Source organism: Streptomyces lonarensis (assembly GCF_012033735.1).
In the GTDB taxonomy this organism is placed as follows: Bacteria; Actinomycetota; Actinomycetes; order Streptomycetales; family Streptomycetaceae; genus Streptomyces; species Streptomyces lonarensis.
Map to the genome: position 1 here is coordinate 1 of NZ_JAAVJD010000309.1, position 5,033 is coordinate 5,033.

Annotated in this window: 5 protein-coding genes and 1 pseudogene; all 6 read right to left on the minus strand. The window is 77.4% G+C overall.

All coding sequences use genetic code 11. The features are described 5' to 3' along the window. Positions 1-1,550, minus strand: a pseudogene (locus HCN56_RS27080) (hypothetical protein); the annotation flags it as partial. A gap of 193 nt (positions 1,551-1,743) precedes the next feature. After that, on the minus strand, positions 1,744-3,105 hold the full coding sequence (gene eccD / locus HCN56_RS23415) for a type VII secretion integral membrane protein EccD (protein ID WP_167974321.1): 1,362 nt from the start codon (positions 3,103-3,105) through the stop codon (positions 1,744-1,746). After that, a complete protein-coding gene (locus HCN56_RS23420) occupies positions 3,102-3,416 on the minus strand; it encodes a hypothetical protein (protein ID WP_167974323.1) in 315 nt (104 codons plus the stop codon). The genes eccD and HCN56_RS23420 overlap by 4 nt, the downstream gene beginning before the upstream one ends. 148 nt (positions 3,417-3,564) lie before the next feature. Next, a complete protein-coding gene (locus HCN56_RS23425) occupies positions 3,565-3,873 on the minus strand; it encodes a hypothetical protein (RefSeq protein ID WP_167974325.1) in 309 nt (102 codons plus the stop codon). Between the two features lie 33 nt (positions 3,874-3,906). Then, entirely contained in the window at positions 3,907-4,236 is a 330-nt protein-coding gene (locus HCN56_RS23430) for a hypothetical protein (RefSeq protein ID WP_312871402.1), read from the minus strand. Positions 4,237-4,445: 209 nt separating this feature from the next. Further along, positions 4,446-5,033, minus strand: a 588-nt coding sequence (locus HCN56_RS23435) for a M23 family metallopeptidase (protein ID WP_167974327.1), incomplete at its 5' end; no start/stop codon positions are given.

Genomic DNA, 5,033 nt, shown 5'->3' on the forward strand with positions numbered 1-5,033 from the left:
TCCTGCTGCGCATCGTCGCCCCCGTCCCCGGTACCGACGCTGTCACCGACACCGGCATCGACACCGGCACCGGCGGGGGCGTGTTCGGCCGGCGACTGCCCGACCCGGGTGGCGGCGTCGAGCTCGGCCGGCGGGTAACCGGCGGGCGCCGGGTACGCGGCGGCAGGGGCCGGGCGGTCGGTGGGCGCGGGCGGGCTCGCGGTGGCCGGTGGTCCGGCGGGCGGAGGGGCCGGGCGGTCGGACGCGGACTCCGCCATCGCTGCGGGGACGGGGTGTGCGGCGGCGAAGCGCCCCGAGACGCCGGGGCCGGAGGGCTGGGCGGTGCCCGGCCCCGCATCGGGCCACCGCTCGGCCGGCGTGTCGCTGGTCCCGGGGGTGGCCGGGACACCGGGGATGGGCGGTAGGGCGGGCACGGGGCGGGCGGTTGTCGCGGGTCGCCGGGCGGTGGAGTCGCCGGTGAGTGCGTGGCCCCGGGCGGCCGGCCGGGCCGGTGACTCGGGCGCGCCGGGCATGTCGGCGCGACGGAGCGTCATGGTGACGCCGGCCCGGGGGTCGGCGGGGTCGGCGGGGTCCGCGGGGGCCGCGGGGGCCGCGGGGTCGGACGTCGCCGGGGACTCCGAGGCGAGGGGGTCGTCGGTGTCGACGGGCTCCGCGGGTGCGGGGCGTACGGCCTCCCGGTGGGGGCGCTGGTCGGCGTCGGACGGCTCTCGGCCGGACGCGTCGTCCGGCTGCTGGCGGTGGTGTTGCCCGCTGACCGCTCCGGCGCCTCCGGCGGCGGTGGGCGCGTCGGGGGCGGTGGGCGCGTCGGGCGTGGCCGACCCGGTGGGAGGGGCGCCGGCGGAAGCGTTCGGCGGCTCCACCGGCGGGGAGGACGCGGGCGGCGCGGTCGAGGCCGGGGGGAGGGCGATGCCCAGGGGCATGGCGTAGTGCGGTGGGGCGGGGGGCTCGGCGGCGGCCGGCCGCTCGACGGGCTCCGGCCCGGAGGGCGGGTCGCCGACCGGGGCATCCCCGGGCCCGCGTCGCGGGTCGACGGGACGCGACTTCCCGCCGCGCGGGTCAGCGGTGCGCGGGTCGCCGGCCCGGGGCCCGTCGGCGTGCGGGTCGCCGGTGCGCGGGTGGGCGGTGCGCGGGTCTGCTGCCCGCGGGTCGGCCGGGGGCGTGGTCGGCGTGCGGTCCCCGGTCTGCCGCTGCCGACCGGCGGGCGGGGGGCCGCTGAACTGCGGGCCGCCGGTGCGGGGATCGGGCCGGTGTCCCACGGGGCGCTGCGGCGGTGCCTCGCCCCCGGTGGCGGTCCCCGCGCCGCGCCCGCCGCTGCTCTCCTCGCGGTTCCCGTCGGCGGAACGGGGCCGGGCCGTGTGACGTGGATCGGCCGCCCGCCCGGCGCCGGGACCGGCGCCGCGTCCCGACGTACTCGGGGCCCGTTCCGGGCCCGGGTCCGGACCCGCGTCCGCCGGGTGTGTGCCGCTGCCGTCGGGGGCCTGCCCCGAGTCGTCGTCGCCGGGTTCCCCGGTACGGCGCAGCACCTCGCGCTGCCAGTTCTCCCCCGTCACGGCGGGCTCTCCTCGGTCGCGGTCCGGTCGGCGCCGGACGGGTCGTCTCTGTGATCAGGCGGGCCGATCCGTGGCCGGCCGGCGGGGCCGCCGCCGCAGTGGTCAGGCGGGCCGGGGCACCGGCTCACCCGCGGCACGAGGGCCCGTCCGGCTCGGCCGGCGGGGCCGGGCGGAGGCCCCCGGGACCGGGCCGTCAGAAGGTGTCGAGCAGGCGGCCGTACACCCCGAACACTCCCACAGCCACCGGGAGCACGGCCACCACCGCGACGGACTCCGCCATGCCGGCGAGCCGTCGGCCCCGTACCCGGACGTGCTCGGCGGGACGGGCGGCGAGCAGCGCCAACGCGGCGGCGGCGAGGCCCGCCAGCGCCAGCGCGGGCCAGGGATCGCCACCCGCCGAGGCGGACCAGCCGAGGACGAGGCGGACCAGTACCAGCGTCCCCGCGGCGGCGAGCGCCATGACGCTCACGGTCATCGGGAACAGTCTGGCGCGGGAGAGCAGCACCACCGCGACGAGCGCGGCGAGCGCCGCGCTCCACGGGGACCACTCCCCCACGGCGAGCACCGCGCCGCCCGCGGCGGACGCCGCTGTGACGACGCTCGCCGCCGTGAGGCCGTGGTGGGAGGCGTCGAGGGCCCGGCCGACCTCGGCGCGGGCAGCGGGTCGGCCTCCGGCGTGCCGGTCGTCGAGCCCGGTGAGCCCGGCGGCGGTGATGGCCAGGCGGGGCAGCACGCCCAGGGCGAAGACCGCCGCTACCGCCGCGACGGCACCCAGGCGGGCCCGGTCGCCGGCGGTGTCGAAACCGGTGAACGCACCGACCGCCAGCCACAGCCCGCCCGTCGCCGCCAGCGCGGCGGCGCCGATGTGGGCGCCCCTCCGCAGCGGCGTCAGCAGACCGAGGAGGACGAGGACGAACACCGGCGGCGCCAACAGCGCGGCGAGGGCGAGCGGGGTCTGCCACTGGTGGTGGACGGCGAGGTGCGCGGCGAGCAGCACCCCGAGCGCCCCGGAGGAGACGGCGGCGGCCGTGCCCGCGTCGCGGCGGTCGGTGAGCAGCGCGGCAACGGCGGCGGCCGTCGTCAGCAGCAGCGCCACGCCGACCCACGGCGCCGCCGTGGCGGTGCCGTGGGTGACCACGGCGAGGTGGGCGGCGGCGAGCGAGAGCGCCGCGGTGGCGGTGCCGGCGGTCCACGCGCGGGCTGTCGGGCCCCAGCTGAGGCCGCGGTGGGTGAGGTCGTCGGCCGTGGTGTCGGCCACGTCGTGGACGACGGGTGCGGCGGGGAGTTCCTCCTCGCGGACGAGGCGGAGCACGGCGCCGTCGAGGACCGCGGCGAAGGAGAGCGACGCCCCGAGCGGTATCTCCCTGCCTGCGGCGGTGACCAGCCGGCGTGCGGTGGGGTGGTCGCCGGGCTGCTCGCCGAGGACGCGCAGCACCTCCGGCAGCATCAGACCGACCGGGACCTCGGCGGAGAGCGAGAGGTCGGCCCGACGGTGCGCCCCGATGACGGTGACGCGGCGGTCGACCGAGGTGTAGCCCCATGCTTCGACGCTCATCGCCCGCCCTCCGTCGCCGGGTCGGCCGCGCCGGTGGGATCGGTGGCCGTCGCGTGGTCGACGGCCGCGGCCGGCTCGGACGACATCAGTCCGCGGCCGCGGTTCTCGCCGAGGAAGCGGTCCGAGACGAAGGACCACCCCAGGCAGCCCGCGCACAGCACCGCGGCCAGCGCGATGCCGCCCAGGATCTTCCCGGTGTTCTCGTCCGCCTCACGGCGGGTGCGGCCGGGTCCGAAGACCAGGGCGTCGCGGAGCCGTCGCCGGCGCACGGCGACGGATTCGAGCAGTTGGCTGTCGTAGTCTCTGGCCATTTCTCTCCCGCCGTGACCGCCACCGGGCGGTCCCGCGGTTCCTGACGGCGGGTGCCGGGCCGCTCGGGCCGGTGCTCCCGCCGTGACGCGGTGGTCGCCGCACCGGCGGTGGCCGGTACGGCGACATGGGTGCGGCGATGCGGAGGCGTCAGGAACGGATGGCGGCCACCGCGGCGCCGGCGGCGCGGGACGTGTTCAGCGCGGTGATGTCGTTCTCCTCCAGCACCCGGGCAAGTTCGCTGATGACGGTCCTGACGCTGGTCGCAGTCTCCTCCCACTTCCACTCGACCGCGGCGTACTCCTCGGAGACGCCCGTGGCGTCGAAGTCGCTGAGCGCCTGCGCGACGGCGCCGCTGTGATCGGTGACCAGCGCCTCAAGGGTTCGCATGATGCGCATGAGGTTCTCGGCGGTATCTCCGGAGGCGGCGGTGTCGTACGCAAGCCTGTAGTCGCTCAACTCTGCTCCCCGTGTGCTGTGGTGGTCGACCGCTCAGAAGCGGGCGGCGTTGAAGTTCTGGCTTCCCATGGCGCGATCCGCGTTGTCCTTGAATCCCGAGTCGCCGTCCGCGAAAGCGGCATTCATGCCGGCCTGACCTTCGTTGATCCGCGACATCGCGTGCTGGAGCGCAGCGGCGATCACGTCCGTCTCGCTCTTGAACCGGGCGAACGCTTCTTTGCCGGCGCCGTTGAACTTGCTCGCCAGGGGCTCCGCCGCGTCGCGAAGCTGCATCAGCATCGCGTGCATCTCGTCCAGCGAGCCGCTGGTGCTGTTCTGCAGGGTGGTCAGCGTGTCCGCACCCATGTCGAACTTCATGCTCATGAGTCCCCGTTCCCCTCCTCGATCGGGACGCGGGGCCGTCTCCCCCGGTGCGCGCCCCGTGTACCACTCCAGATGTACATCGGCGCCGGACGGCGCCGCAACCGGGTGGCGCCGCTCTGTGACACCGTCATGACATGAGTGGTGCCGCACCGCGACGGTCGGGGTTCTCCCGCTCGCCGCCGGTCACCGCAACTGCCCGGACCGTCGGGTCAGATGTCGACGCCGTGGCTCCGCAGGTACGCGATCGGGTCGACGTCGGTGCCGTACTCGCGGCCCTGGCGGACCTCGAAGTGGAGGTGCGGGCCGGTGGAGCGGCCGGTGTTGCCGGACTTCCCGATCTCCTGGCCGCCCCTCACGGTGTCGCCGACCGCGACGGCGACGGCCGACAGGTGGGCGTACAGGATGTGGTGGCCGTCCTCCATGCGCACCACGACGGTCTCGCCGTAGTCGCCGGAGTCGCCCGCGACGACGACGGTGCCCGGCCCGACGGAGCGGACGGGTTCGCCCTCGGGCAGCGCGAAGTCGACACCGGTGTGGTAGCCGGCCTGCCAGCTGCCGGGGGTGCCGTACTCGGCGGAGACGGGGTGGTGGCCGTCGACGGGGCGGGTCCAGCCGGTGGTGGCCGGGGTGCCGCCGGTGGCCGCGCCCGTGATCACCGCGACGGTCTGGCCGTAGGGCCAGGGGACGAACCCCGCGAGGGCCGGGGCGGGCCCGCCCGCCCACGCGGGGAGGTCGAGCGCCGCTGCGGCGGGTCCGCCGAGCGCCGGTGTGCTGCCCGGCGCCCCGCCGGGCAGCAC